We start from the raw sequence: 16,695 nt of genomic DNA, 5'->3' as shown, positions 1-16,695 counted from the left end.
TTCACGTCGCGGAAGATGCGCACGTTGGTCACGTCGAACGAGTCGGTGTTCGAGTGCGCACCGGCGCCGCCAACCTGCTGCGCTGCGGCCAGCGCGAGGTCGAGCGGGGCGTTCGAGGTATTGACCACCGTGAACGCCGTCACCTGGTTGACCGCGCCAGGCGTAACCGTCGTCGTGGTCGTGCCGACTTCGGCAACGGTCAGCTGCACACGGCGGTCGACCGTCAGGGTGTCGGAGGCTGTCGTGCCGGTCTGCGCGATGCTGTTGACATTGAAGGTCACCGACACCGTGTTGGTGATCGTCGAACCGGCGATGGTACCGGCCGCGTGGGCCGGATTTGCGCCGAGAACGGCCAAGGCAAGGATGCCCGCCGCACCCAGCAGTCTGCTGCGATACGTCATATTGTTATGCTCCACTGGGTTGCCTGCGAATATTCTGGTCGCTCACAGGCCTGGCGACCCCCCGTTCCGCCGATTTAGCGAACGATTCCATGATATTGGACTTCACCCGCAGCGCCCGGAGCGATCGACGGGATGGTCCAGCGAACGTGCGTCACATCGCCTGCGGTCGCGGCGCGTTCGCCGCCCTCCGTTGCAGCGACCTTGAGGCTGCCGAGCTGGCCCCAGGTCTTGCCGCCATCGACCGAGACTTCCGTCCCCGGCGCTGCCTCGCTCGAAAGCGCAACTGCGGGAGGCAGCGGGTTGGTGACGACAAAATTGGTCACCGCCTGGGCGCCGTCGTTGTGATAGCGCGTCGTGAACAGCAGATGATCGCCAGGGATGACGACCTTGGGCTCGACCAACTGGACCTTGCTGACGCCGTTTTCGGTCACGGTCTTTTCGAGCATGACATCGCCCTTGAGCGAAACCGGAGACGGTGCCGACTGCGCCGCGGCGAGGGCCGGACCGGTCATGGCGACCATAGCCGCCGCACCTGCGAGAGACTTGACGAGGAATGAGAGCTTCATGGTTGGTCTTCCTGGCTAATCAGTTGATCTTGACGGAGAATGCGACGGTGCGGGTGGTGCCGCCGGTGATCTTGCCGAGCGTGACGTCGATACCGCTGGAACCCCCGACGCCGGCATCGCCATCGGCCCCATCGGTGAGCACGCTGGCATCGAGCTTGAGCGAACCCGGCACGTAGGTGGTTCCGTCGGGAATGGTGTCGACCACGTGCAGGCCGTCCAGCGTGCCGCTCCCGGTCACCTTGGCGGCGAGCGAGTAGGTGACGACAGCGCCCGGAACGGGCTTTGCGGTGCCGAATGGATCGAGGATCGTGGCCGACTTCGTCAGCGTGATGTTGGCAAGGCTGGCGATAAGGGCGGCGAGCGAATTCGCCGAAGCCGTGGTGAGGCCGACGACAGCATCGCCGCCGCCTTCGCCCTTGCCGGCAAAGCTGGTGCCGGGGGTGCCGCTGCCGGTCTGCGACGTTGCGGTGAGGCGGACCTGGCTGGTCTGCGCATCGCTCGCGCCCGCCGGCAGATCGACCAGGACGAACACCTTTACGCTCTTGTCGGGGCTGAGCACCGGTGTCGCCAGCGAGCCGGCGGTGAGCACTGTATCGACGCCGGGATCGTAAACGCCGTTGCTGTTGCTATCGAGCACGACCGACTTGATCGTGCCGTCGAAGCCGTTGCCGGAAATCTTGGGGTCGGCGGCAAGATTGAAGGCCTCGGGGCCGTTGCCGCTGTTTGTCACCGCGTAGATCAGCACCGCCGGCTCGCTGTTCGCGGTGGCGGGCGCGGTGCTCAGGGTCGCGACGGCGACGTCGAGCAGCTCGTCGACCTTGACCGTCACCTTGTTCGACGTGACCGATCCGGTGGTTGAACCGGACTGGTAAGTTGCGGTGGCGGTGTTCTCGATCAGCGTACCCGCGAGCACGCCGGTGGCATGCGCGGAGTTCGCGAAGGGAGCGGTCACGGAAAGGGCGACAAGCGAGCATCCAGCGATGCCTGCGGCCCGGCGAAGGGGGATGAGGTACGTATTCATACGTGGGCCTTTCCACCCACTGTGGTTAACATCAGGTAAGAGCGGATCAGCCTGGAGCGGCGGACGGCAGCCGGATGCGGCTTATTTCCTTTGCGCTGGCGTTAACCATCAACAGTTAGGATGTCGGCTGCGATATCAGAATAAATATCTAAAAATAAATGATAATTTTTAGACGAGGTCCTTGATGGGATGCAAGGTGTTACCGCCTTAGGCGCTAAGGGGAGGGCCGGATGCCTCTAAAAAGTATTTTTGAAAGTGGTCCGAAACGGATTGGAAACCGGCTTTGTTGCGACGATTTTTACGACATCCACGTAGCCATCGGTTACCAAGATGGGCCGAAAGGTAAGTGCTTGGGGCGCTGGCTAGTCCGCGGCAGGTTGGCATGCCTGCTGGCCGCTCCTTCGCTCCTTCGCCGGGATAAGGTGGTTCGCCGACTCGGGATACCAGATCACCATGCTGGCGATTCTGGCTCCGGTGCGCGGGAGAAGGAGCGGGCCATGACGAAGCATGGCGACCGACAATTGAACCGGCCGCCTTGCCCACTGTTTCCTGCCCACGAGCGCGCTGACATGACGACGACGCTTCCACCCGAACCCAACACGCTCTAGAGGGACGGCATGCCGGGAGAAATTCTAGACAATCGCGGGCGCGGTTCCGCCGGGTTCACATGGCCCGCCATCCATCCGGAGGGGCGCAAGTTCGGGGCCATTGCCGCTGCGCTTTGCCTTGGCGGCGCGCTGCTGGGCGGATCGCTTTTGGGCTGGCCGCTGGCCGTGCTGACGTTTTGCGTGCTCGCGTTCTTCCGAGATCCCGAACGCGTGACGCCGCGCGATGACAGTATGATCGTCGCGCCTGCCGATGGCCTGGTCACGCTGATCTGCACGGTTGCCCCCCCGCGCGAGATGACCGCCGATGATGGCAGCGGCCAGGCGGCTCTTGCCGATGTGCCGGTGACGCGCGTCTCGATCTTCATGTCGGTGTTCGACGTCCACGTGAACCGTACCCCGATCGGCGGCACGATCCGGCGCGTGGTCTATATTCCGGGCAAGTTCCTCAACGCCGATCTCGATAAGGCGAGCGAAGAGAACGAGCGCCAGCACTTCGTGGTCGAGCGCAGCGACGGCGTGCGTGTGGGTTTCACCCAGATCGCGGGCCTTGTTGCACGGCGCATCGTGCCTTTCGTCAAGGCGGGGGACATTGTCGCGGGCGGCCAGCGCGTCGGCCTGATTCGTTTCGGCAGCCGCGTCGACGTCTATCTTCCCGCGGGCACCGAGCCGCGCGTCCTGATCGGACAGCGCATCGTCGCCGGGGAAACCGTGCTCGCCGTGCTGGGTCAGACACCCATGATCGAGGGTGTGCGCCAGTGAACGAGGTGCCCCCGCCGGCCAAGCGCGGCGCGGCAAGGGACGGGGTGGCAAGGGACGGGGCTGGGATTGCCTATTCGGGTGAGGATTTCGGCCGCCGCAGGCTGCCGCGCGGCCTGACCCTGCGGGCATTGGTGCCCAACGCGATCACCTCGGCTGCGCTGTGCAGCGGGCTTACCGGCATCCGCTTCGCGATCGGCGGGGATTTTCATTCGGCGGTGCTGGCCGTCATGCTGGCGGGGTTGCTCGACGGCATCGATGGCCGCGTGGCGCGGCTGATGAAGGCGCAGTCGCGCTTCGGTGCGGAGCTTGACAGTCTGTCGGATGCGATCGCCTTCGGGGTCGGCCCGGCGCTGATCCTGTACTTGTGGTCACTCAGTGCGGTGCCGCGCTATGGTTGGTTCGCGGCACTGGCGCTTGCGGTATCGTGTGCGCTGCGCCTTGCGCGCTTCAATGCGTCGATCGATCTGCCTGGCCAGCCTCACAAGTCTGCCGGGTTCATGACCGGAGTGCCCGCTCCCGTGGGCGCAGCCCTTGCGTTCCTGCCACTTTACCTGTGGTTTTCCAGCGGTCTGGATATCATGCGGGCGCCCGTCGTGGTCGGTCCCTGGGCGCTGCTCATCGCGTTCCTGATGATCTCGAATCTGCCGACGCTGGGCTGGGGAGCACTCCGTCCGCGCCGTGCAATCCGGCTCGAGGTGATCGCGCTTGCCGGAATGCTCACCGTGGCGCTTTTGACCGAACCGTGGCTGACACTGGTGGGGCTCTGTGCGATCTACCTCGCGCTGATGCCGGTGGGCGTGTGGCGCTATCGCCGGATCATGCAGCAGCGCGCAGGCGCGGGCCAGCCGAAGCCGGAACAGGCCTGACGATCCGCACTGGTGCCCGGCGCGGCCGCGTTGCTGCGCGCGCTGCTGCCGGCGCCGAAGTGGCCGTGATCTGCACGAGGAATTCCCGATCCGCCGCGAGCGCGCGCGAATCCGCCAGCAGCCTGCGCGCGGCGGGAAGTTGGGCGCGCACGGTGACAGCGATTGCCGCAAAGGCCAGGCAGCCAGCGCCGGCCATCACGAGCGAGGCGAGGAGGGAGACCATGGACATGGAAACGCTGCCTTTCGAACCTGGGCGAACCGCTTGACAGGCGGTGGATACCCTGTGGATAACATGGGGAGAGAATCGGATGTTCCAAGTCTGTCCCGTCGATGGCTTGATTGTTCTCTTTTTGTTCCAACCCGTCAAGCCGATTCGACGCAGGTGGTTCAAAATTTCAGGACCGGCCAAAATTCCAGCAATGGTGTAGCAGGGCATGCGGCCGCGATCGGTGCGCCGGTTGTCATTCGCCCAAGGGATTGTTTGCGGTTACAGGCAGATTGCCGTGAGGCGGTCCCCGCGCGCGGGGGGCGCGGGGACCGCTACGGCGGTCTGGGAGGGCGCCTGGTCCGGGCGCGACCGCCAAGGGCCGCTGGGTGTGCGGCCGGCATGGCCGCCTGGGTGTGCGGCCAATCTCGTTGAAATCAGGCAATCAAGCTGAGCTACGGACGTGTAGCTGGAAGTAACGGCATGGGCATTCCCGGCTGGGAGCCGGTCGGCACTCCGCAAGATCCGCTTGTCGGAGTTGTTAGCCTGAGAAGCCGCGATTCATCCGAGGCATCTTGAAAACGCAGGATAATCTCGCGACTGGCGGTATTGCCCGTCGCAACATCTTATGCTGGTGTCCATTTACTTTGACAAGTAGTATTCACTACGTATTGGACAGTTGTCAGCCGTTCTTGACGTCCGGTTAGCCGCATTCCGGCTTGGCGGTCTCGCACTTGGCTGTAGACGGCGGGTCCTCGCGGCGCTAACGGCCCCAACGCTACGTCACGATTCGGACACGGTGTTCGCAATCCGGCGCGGCAATCCACATGGAATGCGCACATACCGGTGCCGCACTGGGGTTTCTCCCGCCAGCGGTTCCTGCATTCCAGAGGTTCAACCGGAAAGGAACGTATTATGGCGGCTCCCGTCGTCACCATGTCGCAGCTCATTGAAGCCGGCGCGCACTTCGGTCACCAGACCCACCGCTGGAACCCGCGCATGAAGCCCTACATCTTCGGCGCCCGCAACGGCATTCACATCCTCGATCTCTCGCAGACCGTGCCGCTTTTCGCCCGCGCGCTCGAGTTCGTCTCGGCCACCGTGCAGGGCGGCGGCAAGGTCCTGTTCGTCGGCACCAAGCGCCAGGCGCAGGAGCCGATTGCCCAGGCCGCGCGCGCTTCGGGTCAGCACTATGTCAACCACCGCTGGCTGGGCGGCATGCTCACCAACTGGAAGACGATCTCGGGTTCGATCAAGCGCTTCAAGGCGCTCGAAGAGCAGCTCTCGGGCGACACCGCGGGCCTCACCAAGAAGGAAGTGCTCCAGCTGACGCGTGAGCGCGACAAGTTCGAGCTCTCGCTCGGCGGCATCCGCGACATGGGCGGCATTCCCGATGTGATGTTCGTGATCGACGCCAACAAGGAAGAGCTGGCGATCAAGGAAGCCAACGTGCTGGGTATCCCGGTCGTGGCGATCCTCGATTCGAACGTTTCGCCCGATGGCATCGCGTTCCCGGTCCCGGCGAACGACGACGCCAGCCGCGCCATCCGCCTCTACTGCGAAGCGATCGCAGCTGCCGCCACCCGTGGCGGCCGCGATGCTGCAATCGCTTCGGGTGCCGATCTCGGCGCGATGGCTGAGCCGCTTCCGGAAGAAGCTGCGGCTGAGCCGGCAGAAGCCTGATCCTGTCAGGTTCGGTGGCGGCGCTGAACAAGGCGCCGTCACTGAACTGACCCGGACATTCACTACGGGCCGCGCCGGGTAGTTTTGACCGGGCTGCGGCCTAACCCATATTCACGAGACAAGAAGGATCACCGCGATGGCCTATACCGCCGCTGACGTGAAGAACCTGCGCGAGCGCACTGGCGCGGGCATGATGGATTGCAAGAGGGCGCTGGACGAAGCCGGCGGCGATATCGAGGTCGCGGTTGACGCGCTGCGTGCCAAGGGCCTTGCCGCCGTTGCCAAGAAGTCCAGCCGCACCGCAGCCGAGGGCCTTGTCGGCGTTGCCGTTTCGGGTACTCGCGGCGTTGCCGTCGAAGTCAACTCGGAAACCGACTTCGTGGCCAAGAACGAGCAGTTCCAGGATTTCGTGCGCAAGACCACTGCAGTCGCGCTCGACCTTTCGGCGGACGACGTCGAGGCGCTCAAGGCGGCGGCCTATCCCGATGGCGGCACGGTGGCCGACAAGCTGACCAACAACGTTGCCACGATCGGCGAGAACCAGCAGGTTCGCCGCATGAAGACCGTTGCGGTCTCGTCGGGCCTCGTCGTGCCCTACATGCACAATGCCGCCGCGCCGAGCCTCGGCAAGATCGGCGTGCTCGTCGCGCTGGAATCGGAAGCCGGTGCCGACGTGCTCGAGCCGCTTGGCAAGCAGATCGCGATGCACATCGCCGCCGCTTTCCCGCAGGCGCTGAACGCCGATGGCCTCGATCCCGAGATGATCGCGCGTGAGCGCAAGATCGCCGCGGAAAAGGCTGCCGAGAGCGGCAAGCCCGCCGAAGTGCAGGCGAAGATGGTCGATGGCGCGATCGCCAAGTTCGCCAAGGACAACGCGCTGCTTTCGCAGCTCTTCGTGATGGACAACAAGACCCCGGTCGCGCAGGTCGTCGAGGCGGCTGGCAAGGCTGCCGGCACCAAGATCACGCTGGTCGATTACGTTCGTTTCCAGCTCGGTGAAGGCATCGAGAAGGAAGCCACCGACTTCGCCGCCGAAGTCGCTGCGGCTGCCGGCATCAAGTAAGTCAGCTACGCGCAGCGCTCCCCGCAGGGCCGGGAGCGCTGCGCCGTATCGGCGCACAAACCTGTGCCCCATGCCCTTGGCACGCGCCGCCCCGCGCGTATAAGGGCGGCGCTTCCCTTTATGATGAGTTCTTCCGGACGATGAGCCTTCCTCCCCTCAAGCGCGTGCTTCTCAAGCTTTCGGGCGAAGTGCTGATGGGAAGCCAGCCCTTCGGTATCGATACCGATTTCGTCGCGCAGATGGCCGAGGAGCTGAAGGCTGCCAAGGAAACCGGGCTCGAACTGTGCCTCGTCATCGGCGGGGGCAATATTTTCCGCGGCATGGCGGGTGCGGCCAAGGGGATGGACCGCGCGCAGGCCGATTACATGGGCATGCTCGCCACGATCATGAATGCGCTCGCGATGCAGAGCGCGCTCGAAAAGATCGGCGTCGAAACCCGCGTGCAGTCCGCCATCCAGATGGACGAAGTGTGCGAGCCGGTGATCCGCCGCCGCGCCGAACGGCACCTCCAGAAGGGCCGCGTGGTGATCTTTGCCGCAGGCGTCGGCGCCCCCTATTTCACCACCGATTCTGGTGCCGCACTGCGCGCAGCCGAGATGAAGTGCGACGCCCTGTTCAAGGGCACCAGCGTCGACGGCGTCTATGACGACGATCCGAAGAAGAACGCCAACGCCAAGCGCTATGACGCGGTCGATTTCGACACGGTGCTGGCCGACAATCTCAAGGTGATGGACGCCTCTGCCGTGGCGCTGTGCCGCGACAATGCCATCCCCATCGTGGTGTTTTCCATCCGCGAACGCGGCAATCTTGCCCGCGTGCTGGCGGGTGAGGGGACCCAGACCATCGTTCAGAAGATGAGCGCTTAAGAAGGAAGACCGATCCATGGCCAAGTATGACAAGGCCGATCTCGAACGCCGGATGAAGGGCGCAGTCGAATCGCTCAAGAGCGATCTTTCGGGCTTGCGCACGGGCCGCGCCAACACTGCGCTGCTCGATCCGATCATGGTCACCGTCTACGGTGCGAACACCCCCCTCAACCAGGTGGCGACGGTTTCCGCGCCCGAGCCGCGCATGCTGACGGTGCAGGTGTGGGACAAGTCGAACATCGGACCCGTCGAGAAGGCGATCCGTTCGGCCGGCCTTGGGCTCAACCCGATCAACGATGGCAACACGCTGCGCCTGCCGATCCCGGATCTCACCGAGGAGCGCCGCAAGGAACTGGCCAAGCTCGCCTCGCAGTATTCGGAGAAGGCCAAGATCGCCATCCGCAACGTCCGGCGCGACGGGATGGATGCGCTCAAGGCCGATGAAAACAAGAAGGAAATCTCCGAGGACGATCGCAAGCGGCTCGAGACCGAACTGCAGAAGCTGACCGACGAGCAGATCAAGGCTGCCGACGAGGCCAGCGCGCACAAGGAAAAGGAAATCCTGGGCAAGTGAGCTCGGCTGCGGCGCCTCAGGGGGACGAAGCGGTCGCCGGCCAGATGGGCGGCGGCTACATCGGCCCCGCGCGCCATGTCGCGATCATCATGGACGGCAACGGGCGCTGGGCGAAGAAGCGCTTCATGCCCCGCGCTGTCGGCCACAAGCGCGGTGTCGATGCGGTGCGCGAAGTGGTGCGCGCGGCGCGCCACATGGGGCTCCAGGCGCTCACGCTCTATGCCTTTTCGTCCGAAAACTGGAAGCGGCCCGAGGACGAGATTTCGGACCTCATGGGCCTGCTGCGCGCCTTCATCCGCAGCGATATCGATGAATTCGCCGCCAACGATGTGCGGCTGAAGGTGATCGGTGACTACCGCATGCTGCCGGCCGATATCGTCAGCCTGATCGACGATGCGCTGGCCCGCACCGCGCACAATTCGCGCACCACGCTGGCGATTGCGCTGAACTACGGCTCGCAGCAGGAAATCGCCCGTGCGGCGGCTGCGGCAGCTGCCAAGGGCGAGATTACCGTCGCTGCGATCGAAGCCGAACTCGATACGGCAGACTTGCCGCCGCTCGATCTCATCATCCGCACTTCGGGCGAGGTCCGCCTCTCGAATTTCCTGCTGTGGCAGGCTGCCTATGCCGAAATGTGGTTCACCGACGTGCTCTGGCCCGATTTTACCCCCGGCCACCTGCGCGAGGCGCTGGACCACTACGCCACCCGCGAGCGCCGTTATGGAGGGCGTTGAGCCAGCGCCGCTTGAGGCCGTGAAACCGCGCAGTGATCTGCCGGTGCGGGTGGCTTCGGCGGTTGTCATGCTCGGGATCGCGGGTTTCGCGTTGTGGCAGGGCGGCCTCGTGCTCAAGGGCTTCATCGCGCTGGTCGGTTTTGGCGTCTTTGCCGAATATGTTGCGCTCGCCGCGAAGATCGCGCGCGATCCGGCGCGGATGGTGACGGCCGTGATCACCGGCGGGCTCTATATCGGTTGGGCGGCCTTTGCGCTCATCGTGATGCCTCCGGTCCTGCTGATCGCGGTGCTGGGCCTCGTCATCTGCACCGATACCGGTGCCTATTTCGCCGGACGCGCCATCGGCGGGCCGAAGATCGCGCCGAGCATCAGCCCCTCCAAGACCTGGGCCGGTCTTGCTGGCGGCATGGCGGCGGCAGCGCTCTGGTCCACGCTGTTCATCCTGTTTGCCGCCTATATTCTCTCAGGCATGAGCCCCAACGGCCCCAGCCTAGCCGAAGCGGTGCGCACCACGCGCATTGGCATGGCGGCGCTGGCTGGGGCAGGCCTTGCCGTTGCCGCGCAGGCCGGGGATTTCTACGAAAGCTGGCTGAAGCGACGCGCCGGGGTGAAGGACAGCGGCCGCCTCATTCCGGGCCATGGCGGCTTGTTCGACCGGGTTGACGGGCTGCTGCCGGTCGCCATCATAGCGGGTACAGCGTGGGCCGCCTCTGGGGCAGCAGGCTTGGGAGCAGGAGGCGCATGACGCGCACGATTACAATTCTGGGCGCAACGGGTTCGGTCGGCGCCTCTACGCTCGATCTGGTTCGGCGCAACCGCGAGATGTTCCGCGTTGTCGCGCTCACCGCCAATGGCAATGCCGGGCAGCTTGCCGCTCTCGCGCGGGAATTTGGTGCAGAAGTGGCCGTTGTCGCCGATGAGGACGCGCTCCCCGAACTGCGTGGGGCGCTTTCGGGCAGCGGGATCGAGGCGGCGGGCGGTGCGGCGGCGGTGATCGAGGCGGCGGCGCGCGGGGCGGATATCACGATGGCCGCGATTGTCGGCTGTGCGGGCCTCGCGCCCACCATGGCCGCGATCGAATGCGGCAAGGCCGTCGCGCTTGCCAACAAGGAAGCGCTGGTATCGGCGGGTGAAGTGATGACGGCGGCGGTAAAGCGCACCGGCGCGACGCTGCTCCCCGTTGACAGCGAGCACAACGCGATCTTCCAGTGCCTTGCGGGCAACGATCCCGCGCACGTTCACGCGATCACGCTCACCGCCAGCGGCGGCCCGTTCCGCGAATGGGACATGGAGCGCATCCACCGCGCGACTCCGGCCGAAGCGGTCAAGCATCCCACCTGGTCGATGGGCGCCAAGATCAGCGTCGATTCGGCCACGATGATGAACAAGGGCCTCGAATTCATCGAGGCTTACCATCTGTTTCCGGTCGGCGTGGAACGCCTGCGTATTGTCATCCACCCGCAGTCGATCGTCCACTCGATGGTCGAATACCGCGATGGCTCGACGCTGGCGCAGCTCGGGCCTTCCGATATGCGCGTGCCGATTGCCTCGGCGCTCGCCTGGCCAGCGCGGATGCAGACGCCCTGTGCGCCGCTGGATCTCGCCGCCATCGGCAACCTGAGCTTCTTCAAGCCCGATGAGCAGCGTTTTCCCGCCACCCGCGTCGCGCGCGAAGCGGTTATGGCGGGCGGCGCGGCACCGGCCGTGCTCAATGCGGCAAACGAGATCGCGGTCGCAGCATTCCTCGCTGGTCAGATCGCGTTCACCCGCATCGTGCAATGTGCCGAGGATGTGCTGGCAAGGGGCCTCCCCCGGGCACCCGCCAGCCTTGAAGAGGTCATTGCGGTAGACCGCGAAGCCCGCATCCGTGCTGCCGAAACGATGGAGACCGTGTCCTGAACGCTGCCGTGCAAAGCCCCGGGCTTCTGCTCACCGTGCTGGCCTTTGTGCTGGTGCTGGGGCCGCTTGTCTTCATCCATGAGCTTGGTCACTATCTCGTCGGCCGCTGGTTCGGCGTGAAGGCGGACAGTTTCTCGATCGGCTTCGGCAAGGAAGTGGCGGGCTGGACCGACAAGCGCGGCACCCGCTGGAAGCTCTCTGCGCTACCGCTGGGCGGCTATGTCCAGTTCGCGGGCGACATGAACCCCGCCAGCACGCCGAGTGCGGAATGGCTGTCGCTCCCCGCTGAAGAGCGTGAGCAGACATTTCAGGCCAAGCCGGTGTGGCAGCGCGCCCTCATCGTGCTGGCCGGTCCGGTGACGAATCTGCTGCTCGCCGTGGCGATCCTCGCCGGCTTTTCCCTTGCATACGGCAAGGTTGTCGTGCCGCCCGTGGTGGGCATGGTGCAGGAAGGCTCGGCAGCGGCAAAGGCCGGTGTCCAACTGGGCGACCGTATCGTCTCGCTGCAGGGGTCCCCGATCGACAGTTTCCTGCAGATCCGCCTCGCCGTTGCGCAGCATCCGGGCGAACCGCTCGATCTCGTGATCGAGCGCGGCGGGCGGCGCGTCGCGCTCCCGGCCGTCGCGGCGTGGAAGGAAGTGAGCGACCGTTTCGGCAACACGCAGAAGATCGGCTATCTCGGCATCGGCCCCGCGACGGCTGAGCGCGTGGCTGTCGGGCCGGTGGAAGCCGTCGGCGATGCAGTCGTGCAGACGCGCGATATCATGGGCATGATGATCACTGGCATCGGCCAGATCGTCACCGGCAAGCGCGAGATCAAGGAGCTTGGCGGGCCGATCAAGATCGCCAAATATTCGGGCGAACAGCTGGTCTCGGGCTGGGCGAACTACGTCTGGTTCATCGCGCTGATCTCGATTAACCTCGGGTTCATCAATCTCTTGCCAATTCCAGTACTCGATGGCGGCCACCTCGCGTTCTACGCGATCGAGGCGGTCAGCCGCCGGCCGGTCAGCCAGCGCGGGCAGGAATGGGCTTTCCGCACCGGCCTTGCCCTCGTTGCTGCACTAATGCTGTTCGTGACCTTCAATGACGTTGCATCGCTGCGCGTTTTCGGAGGGTGAGGAGACTTACGTCGGCCCGGTTTGCTTCCCGCTTCATCGCGGGACAGTTGGGGAAGCCGGATTTTCCACAAAATGCGGGGCAATTACGGTCTGCTGCGGTGAGCTTGCTTGATTGGCGGGCCTGCATCGGGCAGGAGGCGGCATCGCGGGGCGTGACGGAGTATTGCCGTCGCGCGCCATGGTGCGGGGCGAGGCGGCGGATGCCGCTTCGCTGCACGAAGAAACGGGATGGCGCTTGGTGATGAATGCTTGCAACTTGCCCCGGACCGCTTGGCGCATGACCGGTCAACCTCGACTGGCTGCCACGCTTGCGGCACTCGCGGCAACGACCTGCCTCGCCGGAATGCCTGTGGTCGCCGCTGCGCAGACCGCGCCGGCTCCCGCCGCTCCGGTTGTCCCCGCTGCGGCACCAGCTCCGGTCGAACTCGTCCGGTCGATCACCATTTCCGGCGCCCAGCGCCTCGAAGCGGATACGATCCGCTCGTACATCCGCCTCAAGGAAGGCGACAAATACACCCAGGCTGCGGCTGACCAGGTCCTCAAGGACCTCTACGCCACCGAGCTCTTCGCCGACGTCCAGGTCCGCGATAACGCCGGTGACGTGGTGATCGAGATCAAGGAAAACCCGGTCGTCAACCGGATCATCCTCGAAGGCAACAAGCGCCTGAAGGAGGACAAGATCCTGCCGGAGATCAAGCTCTCCGCGCGCCAGATCTTCACCCGGTCCAAGGTGCGTGCCGACGTTGCCCGAATCATCGAGCTCTACAAGCGCCAGGGCCGTTTCGCCGCCTCGATCGAGCCCAAGATGGTCATGCTCGATCAGAACCGCGTCGATATCGTGTTCGAGATCAGCGAAGGCCCGAAGTCGCGCGTTCGCCAGATCAACATCATCGGCAACGAGAAGTTCTCCGCCAGCCAGCTGCGCGGCGAGATGGTGACCAAGCAGGCGCGCGTGTTCCGCGTCTTCTCCAGCGGCACCAGCTACGATCCCGATCGCCTCGCCTTCGACCAGCAGAAGCTGCGCCAGTTCTATCTGACGAACGGCTATGCCGATTTCCGCGTCGTCTCGGCGGTTGCCGAACTCACGCCGGACAAGCGCGATTTCATCATCACCTACGTGGTCGAGGAAGGCCAGCGCTACAAGTTCGGCGACGTCAAGGTCGATAGCCAGCTGCGCGATTTCGATGGCGATGCGCTGGCCAAGCGCCTGCCGCTCAAGCCACAGCAGTGGTATAACGCCAAGCTGGTCGAGGACACGGTCGACAGCCTGACCGAGACCGCGGGCAGCTTCGGCTACGCCTTTGCCGACGTGCGGCCGGACTTCAATCGCAACAAGGACGACCTGACGATGTCGGTCACCTTCCGCATTGCGGAAGCGCCGCGCGTCTATGTCGAACGGGTCGATGTCAACGGCAACACGCTGACGCAGGACAAGGTCGTGCGGCGCGAGTTCCGCGTCGCCGAGGGCGATGCGTTCAACTCGTTCCAGATCAAGCGTTCGTCGAACCGCGTCAAATCCCTCGGCTACTTCCAGGAGAAGTTCGAGGTCGAGCAGAAGCCCGGCTCCGCGCAGGATCGCATCGTGCTCGAGGCCAACGTCGAGGAAAAGCCCACCGGGCAGCTCCAGCTTTCGGCCGGCTTCTCCAGCCTTGAAAGCTTCATCTTCCAGGCCTCGATCCAGCAGAACAACTTCCGCGGCCGGGGCCAGACGATCGGCACCAGTGTCGACTATTCGCGCTATTCCCGCTCCGTGCAGGTCAGCTTCACCGAACCTTATCTGTTCGATCGCAACGTCTCGCTCGGCGTCGACGTGTATCGCCGCGATTTCAACAGCTTCAACTTCTTCAACTCCAACCGCAACACGACCTACAAGCAGTCGACCACCGGCTTCCAGGTGCGCGCGGGCCTGCCACTGACCGAGTACATGTCGCTGATCGGGCGCTACACGCTCAATCTCGAGAACGTGACGCTCGACAGGGACACCTATTACCTGCCCGATGCCAACGGCAATCTGCAGTGCTCGATCTACCTCGCGGGTCGCTACCTGTGCGATGCGATCGGCAAGCGGACCAGTTCGATCATTGGCGCAAGCGTGGTCTATGATACGCTCGACAACCGCCTGCGCCCGACGAGCGGCTCGCAGTTCGTGGTCGGCGTCGATTTTGCCGGTCTGGGCGGTTCAGTGCGCTATGCCCGCATCAACGCCAATGCCTCGCGCTACTTTGCGCTGGGCAAGGGCTTCGTGTTCTCGCTGCGCGGCGAGGGCGGGGCGATCAAGGCGCTCAGCAACCGCACCAATGATCCCACGATCGACGATGTGCGCCTGACCGATCGCTTCTTCCTCGGCCAGCCGCAGCTTCGCGGCTTCGACATTCGCGGCGTAGGCCCGCGTGTTCTGCGCAAGTTCTACAGCGGGTTCGATCCCAAGGATGGCAGCGGCGGCGTAACCAGCACTGACCGCAACCAGTGGGTCGACGATGCGCTGGGCGGCAAGTTCTACTACCTCGGCCATGCCGAGCTCGAGATCCCGCTGGGCTCGGGCGCGCGCGAGCTGGGCTTGCGGCCCTCGATCTTCGTGGACGCAGGCGCGGTGTTCAGCGTCGCACGGCCGGCCGTGTTCGGTACTACCTTGCTGTACCAGGACAATGTTACGGGCCGCCTGACCACCTCGGCTGCCGATGCTACCGGCAAGGCCAACAACGTGTCCCAAAAGTTCGACGAGACCTTTGTTGGGGACAGCCCGAAGCCGCGCATTTCGATCGGCTTCGGTGTCAACTGGAACTCGCCGTTCGGACCGTTCCGCATCGACGTGGCGAAAGTCATCAGCAAGGTCGATGGCGACGATCCCCAGACAGTCAACTTCAACGTAGGAACCCAGTTCTGATGCAAAACCGTATTATCGCGGCGCCTGTCGCCGTACTGGCTGCCGCCCTCGCGCTTGGTGCGGCGACCGATGCCATGGCGCAGGCTGCGGCCGCTCCGGCTTCGAGCACGCCTGGCGGCATTGTCGCCCCCGGCATTGCCTATGCCAACGCTCAGGCCGTTGTCGGCGCCTCGGCTGCCTACAAGACCGCGATGGTCCAGCTGCCGGTCACCTACAAGGCGCAGATCGATGCGGTGAACACCCGCCGCAACCAGATCACCGCGCAGCTCAAGCCGCTCTACGACAAGTTCGAGGCGGACCAGAAGGCCGCGAAGCCCGATCAGGCCTCGCTGCGCACTCAGGCCGCGCAGATCCAGCAGATCGAGCAGTCCGCCGAGCGCGAGATCCAGCAGATGGCCGAGCCGCTCAATGTGGCGCAGCAGTACATCATCGAACAGATCAGCGACAAGCTCACCGCCGCCACGCAGGCCGCGATGACCAAGCGCAAGATCACGCTCGTGCTCGATTCGCAGAGCGTGCTGAAGGCCGATGCGGTCTACAACCTCAACCAGGATATCCTGAACGAGCTCAACACGCTGGTCCCCAGCGTCCAGCTCGTGCCGCCCGCCGGCTGGCTCCCGCGCGCACAGCGTGAAGCTGCTGCCCAGCAGGCTGCCCAGGGTGGTGCTGCTCCCGCCGCGCCCGCGCCTGCGGGCAAGGCGCCCGAAGGCCGCTGAGGCAAACGGGAATGAGCGAGGTTTCCGGAGACGCCGGCGCAGAGGCAAACGTCTCTGCGCCGCTCAGCCTGGACATTCGGGGGGTGATGGCGGCGCTGCCGCACCGCTATCCCCTCCTGCTCGTCGACCGCGTGGTCGAACTGGTGGTGGGGGAGCGCATCCACGCCATCAAGGCGGTCTCGATGAACGAGCAGTTCTTCCAGGGCCACTTCCCGGGCCGTCCGATCATGCCCGGCGTTCTGCAGATCGAGGCGCTGGCGCAGGCCGCCGGCGTCCTCGCCGTGGAATCGCTTGGCCTCGCCGGCACTGGCAAGCTCGTCTATTTCATGGCGATCGAGGAAGCCAAGTTCCGCACGCCGGTGGAGCCGGGCTGCCTGCTCGATCTGCACGTGGAATTCACCCAGAAGCGCGCGCGTGTCTGCAAGTTTGCGGGCAAGGCGATGCTGGGTGACAAGATCGCGACGGAAGTCAGCTTCACCGCAATGATCGCGGATAGCTGACCGGTTGCCTTTTGCGCGCAAACCGCTTAATGGCGCGCCTTTCCGAGATTCCCTGAGGCCGGTCGGAACCGGCTTCGCATTGTGGAGCGAAACCCATGAAGGCCAATATTCACCCCGATTACCACATGATCAAGGTGCAGATGACCGACGGCACCGTGTTCGAGACCCGCTCGACCTGGGGCAAGGAAGGCGACACCATGGCGCTCGAAATCGATCCGCTGTCGCACCC

At 64.6% G+C, this 16,695-nt stretch carries 17 protein-coding genes and 1 pseudogene; 14 read left to right on the top strand and 4 right to left on the bottom strand.

Annotated elements, in window-relative coordinates:
• The 3 genes and pseudogenes from Q0071_RS10300 to Q0071_RS10290 form a co-directional block, all read right to left on the bottom strand.
• A pseudogene (locus Q0071_RS10300) lies at positions 1-416 on the bottom strand (hypothetical protein); the annotation flags it as partial.
• Between the two features lie 59 nt (positions 417-475).
• On the bottom strand, positions 476-967 hold the full coding sequence (locus Q0071_RS10295; protein ID WP_298168435.1) for a hypothetical protein: 492 nt from the start codon (positions 965-967) through the stop codon (positions 476-478).
• 19 nt (positions 968-986) lie between these two features.
• Entirely contained in the window at positions 987-1,919 is a 933-nt protein-coding gene (locus Q0071_RS10290) for a hypothetical protein (protein WP_298168432.1), read from the bottom strand.
• Between the two features lie 686 nt (positions 1,920-2,605).
• On the opposite strand from Q0071_RS10290, the gene Q0071_RS10285 reads away from it, so the two are divergent.
• Both Q0071_RS10285 and Q0071_RS10280 read left to right on the top strand, forming a co-directional pair.
• The gene (locus tag Q0071_RS10285; RefSeq protein ID WP_298168429.1) at positions 2,606-3,355 is read left to right on the top strand and encodes a phosphatidylserine decarboxylase; all 750 of its coding nucleotides are present in this window, start codon (positions 2,606-2,608) and stop codon (positions 3,353-3,355) included.
• A gap of 65 nt (positions 3,356-3,420) precedes the next feature.
• Positions 3,421-4,221, top strand: a complete 801-nt coding sequence (locus Q0071_RS10280; protein ID WP_298168444.1) for a phosphatidylcholine/phosphatidylserine synthase — start codon at positions 3,421-3,423, stop codon at positions 4,219-4,221.
• On the opposite strand, the gene Q0071_RS10275 is transcribed toward Q0071_RS10280, so the two are convergent.
• Entirely contained in the window at positions 4,172-4,450 is a 279-nt protein-coding gene (locus Q0071_RS10275; protein WP_298168426.1) for a hypothetical protein, read from the bottom strand. The genes Q0071_RS10280 and Q0071_RS10275 overlap by 50 nt on opposite strands.
• Before the next feature lie 891 nt (positions 4,451-5,341).
• Between Q0071_RS10275 and rpsB the strand changes: the two genes are divergently transcribed.
• The 12 genes from rpsB to rpmE all read left to right on the top strand — a co-directional run.
• A complete protein-coding gene (rpsB, locus tag Q0071_RS10270; RefSeq protein ID WP_298168423.1) occupies positions 5,342-6,109 on the top strand; it encodes a 30S ribosomal protein S2 in 768 nt (255 codons plus the stop codon).
• A gap of 136 nt (positions 6,110-6,245) precedes the next feature.
• The gene (gene tsf, locus Q0071_RS10265) at positions 6,246-7,172 is read left to right on the top strand and encodes a translation elongation factor Ts (RefSeq protein ID WP_298168420.1); all 927 of its coding nucleotides are present in this window, start codon (positions 6,246-6,248) and stop codon (positions 7,170-7,172) included.
• A 140-nt stretch (positions 7,173-7,312) separates the two neighbouring features.
• Positions 7,313-8,038, top strand: coding sequence for a UMP kinase (gene pyrH, locus Q0071_RS10260; protein WP_298168417.1), 726 nt, complete (start codon positions 7,313-7,315; stop codon positions 8,036-8,038).
• A 16-nt stretch (positions 8,039-8,054) separates the two neighbouring features.
• Positions 8,055-8,612 (top strand): ribosome recycling factor, encoded by a 558-nt coding sequence (frr, locus tag Q0071_RS10255; protein WP_298168414.1) that lies wholly within the window; start codon positions 8,055-8,057, stop codon positions 8,610-8,612.
• Positions 8,613-8,656: 44 nt separating this feature from the next.
• Positions 8,657-9,346 (top strand): polyprenyl diphosphate synthase, encoded by a 690-nt coding sequence (uppS, locus tag Q0071_RS10250; RefSeq protein ID WP_298168441.1) that lies wholly within the window; start codon positions 8,657-8,659, stop codon positions 9,344-9,346.
• Positions 9,347-9,365: 19 nt separating this feature from the next.
• Entirely contained in the window at positions 9,366-10,091 is a 726-nt protein-coding gene (locus tag Q0071_RS10245; protein WP_298168411.1) for a phosphatidate cytidylyltransferase, read from the top strand.
• Positions 10,088-11,245 (top strand): 1-deoxy-D-xylulose-5-phosphate reductoisomerase, encoded by a 1,158-nt coding sequence (locus tag Q0071_RS10240; protein ID WP_298168408.1) that lies wholly within the window; start codon positions 10,088-10,090, stop codon positions 11,243-11,245. Before Q0071_RS10245 ends, Q0071_RS10240 begins: the two co-directional genes overlap by 4 nt.
• Before the next feature lie 8 nt (positions 11,246-11,253).
• A complete protein-coding gene (gene rseP / locus Q0071_RS10235) occupies positions 11,254-12,366 on the top strand; it encodes an RIP metalloprotease RseP (protein WP_298168405.1) in 1,113 nt (370 codons plus the stop codon).
• 277 nt (positions 12,367-12,643) lie between these two features.
• A complete protein-coding gene (bamA, locus tag Q0071_RS10230; protein ID WP_298168402.1) occupies positions 12,644-15,250 on the top strand; it encodes an outer membrane protein assembly factor BamA in 2,607 nt (868 codons plus the stop codon).
• Positions 15,250-15,966, top strand: a complete 717-nt coding sequence (locus Q0071_RS10225; protein WP_298168400.1) for an OmpH family outer membrane protein — start codon at positions 15,250-15,252, stop codon at positions 15,964-15,966. Before bamA ends, Q0071_RS10225 begins: the two co-directional genes overlap by 1 nt.
• Before the next feature lie 11 nt (positions 15,967-15,977).
• Complete coding sequence (gene fabZ, locus Q0071_RS10220; protein ID WP_298168398.1) at positions 15,978-16,466, top strand: 3-hydroxyacyl-ACP dehydratase FabZ; 489 nt, start codon at positions 15,978-15,980, stop codon at positions 16,464-16,466.
• Positions 16,467-16,561: 95 nt separating this feature from the next.
• A partial coding sequence (gene rpmE, locus Q0071_RS10215; protein ID WP_298168438.1) for a 50S ribosomal protein L31 occupies positions 16,562-16,695 on the top strand: 134 nt, incomplete at its 3' end.

Source organism: Novosphingobium sp., from assembly GCF_027486195.1.
In the GTDB taxonomy this organism is placed as follows: domain Bacteria; phylum Pseudomonadota; class Alphaproteobacteria; order Sphingomonadales; family Sphingomonadaceae; genus Novosphingobium.
Note: the sequence above shows the minus strand (reverse complement) of the source record. Positions and strands in the feature narration are given on the sequence as shown.

What these genes read in the sequence shown, in the direction of transcription:
- Q0071_RS10295 (WP_298168435.1), bottom strand. Translation starts at nt 967, where the DNA reads ATGAAGCTCTCATTCCTCGTCAAGTCTCTCGCAGGTGCGGCGGCTATG.
- Q0071_RS10285 (WP_298168429.1), top strand. Translation starts at nt 2,606, where the DNA reads ATGCCGGGAGAAATTCTAGACAATCGCGGGCGCGGTTCCGCCGGGTTC.
- Q0071_RS10275 (WP_298168426.1), bottom strand. Translation starts at nt 4,450, where the DNA reads ATGTCCATGGTCTCCCTCCTCGCCTCGCTCGTGATGGCCGGCGCTGGC.
- rpsB (WP_298168423.1), top strand. Translation starts at nt 5,342, where the DNA reads ATGGCGGCTCCCGTCGTCACCATGTCGCAGCTCATTGAAGCCGGCGCG.
- tsf (WP_298168420.1), top strand. Translation starts at nt 6,246, where the DNA reads ATGGCCTATACCGCCGCTGACGTGAAGAACCTGCGCGAGCGCACTGGC.
- pyrH (WP_298168417.1), top strand. Translation starts at nt 7,313, where the DNA reads ATGAGCCTTCCTCCCCTCAAGCGCGTGCTTCTCAAGCTTTCGGGCGAA.
- frr (WP_298168414.1), top strand. Translation starts at nt 8,055, where the DNA reads ATGGCCAAGTATGACAAGGCCGATCTCGAACGCCGGATGAAGGGCGCA.
- uppS (WP_298168441.1), top strand. Translation starts at nt 8,657, where the DNA reads ATGGGCGGCGGCTACATCGGCCCCGCGCGCCATGTCGCGATCATCATG.
- Q0071_RS10240 (WP_298168408.1), top strand. Translation starts at nt 10,088, where the DNA reads ATGACGCGCACGATTACAATTCTGGGCGCAACGGGTTCGGTCGGCGCC.
- bamA (WP_298168402.1), top strand. Translation starts at nt 12,644, where the DNA reads ATGACCGGTCAACCTCGACTGGCTGCCACGCTTGCGGCACTCGCGGCA.
- Q0071_RS10225 (WP_298168400.1), top strand. Translation starts at nt 15,250, where the DNA reads ATGCAAAACCGTATTATCGCGGCGCCTGTCGCCGTACTGGCTGCCGCC.
- fabZ (WP_298168398.1), top strand. Translation starts at nt 15,978, where the DNA reads ATGAGCGAGGTTTCCGGAGACGCCGGCGCAGAGGCAAACGTCTCTGCG.